Source organism: Mesorhizobium sp. P5_C1, assembly GCF_054049815.1.
This window is the reverse complement of the sequence record NZ_JBFULQ010001086.1, coordinates 1-1040: the sequence shown is the minus strand read 5'-3', so window position 1 is coordinate 1040 and position 1040 is coordinate 1. Positions and strand designations below refer to the sequence as shown.

Below are 1040 nucleotides of genomic sequence, written 5' to 3'. Positions count from 1 at the left end.
CCCTCTAATAGCGCGTGGGTTCGCATTAGCCAACGTGGACCAAGTGCTTAGAATAGCCCCCTCGCGTTGGCGTCTTGGTCCCGCAGATGGTGGACAAGCGTTAAGCGTTCCATCTTACATCGCCTCTGACGGCGCAAAAAAGCAGTTTTCGTGCTCCTCTGTCGGATGTAGGCAGATATGGAAATTACCATCGCCAGACGGAATTACGGCATCGTAGGGAACGAAGTAGCGATTTTGGTGAGTGACTTTCTGGTGGTCGCCAGGCCTCAAAATGATGACGTAACCATCAGGTCGCGGTGTCACAGTTGTGCTGGGGATCTTCCCCCGCATTCACCCGTCACCGTATCGCCGTGACAGCAGGCCGGTGGATAGGTCCAACTGCCATGCGCACTGTGTGCTAACGCAGAACCATCCTCAAGCGCCGCAGCCGTGGCTATCACGCCTGCCAACCCCACCATTTGTCGTGTTCCGACCGCGTGCACTCGAATGGTCCCCGAGCGGCGACCGACGTCGTCAGAGGTATTGTACACCATTCGCAGGCGCTAAAATAGAAATGCGCCTTGGCGCAATCAACTCGCGCTTCCCAGTGGCTAAGCGCGCTCGTCCGTCTCGCTTTCCTCGTCGATCATCCGGACCGGCAGGTAGGCGTTCGTTTCCAGCCACTCGCGCAACACGATCTGAATTAGGTCCGACCGGCCGATCTTCRTYTCKGCGGCGATGGAGWTRAGCGCATCCTCCGTCGCMGGCTCCARCGSCACRCCMGCGACGTTCCKGAGCATCARGGCAGCRCGSCGAAGGATGATTTGCAKATCCGCYCGCGAYATGTCCGCAATGCGGTCGRCGGSRCTCTCRAGCTCTTCGGCGATAGAAAGGCGTGTCAYTTTGCMTTKCGCKTCGCAGKAGCCTTCTCTACCGGAGTGGCCTGGAACCCAAGCCACTTGCTTTCGCCAAAGCCGACCGCGTTTTAGAGTAATTCGGCGCCACCATCGGATAATCGCGCGGCAGCCCCCACTTCACTCGATACTCGTCGGGTGTCATGC

Annotated in this window: 1 protein-coding gene; it reads right to left on the bottom strand. The window is 58.5% G+C overall.

The window, feature by feature from the left end; genetic code table 11:
* Positions 1-909: 909 nt before the first annotated feature.
* Positions 910-1040, bottom strand: a 131-nt coding sequence (locus ACXJ7R_RS34050) for a MucR family transcriptional regulator (RefSeq protein ID WP_457155624.1), incomplete at its 5' end; no start/stop codon positions are given.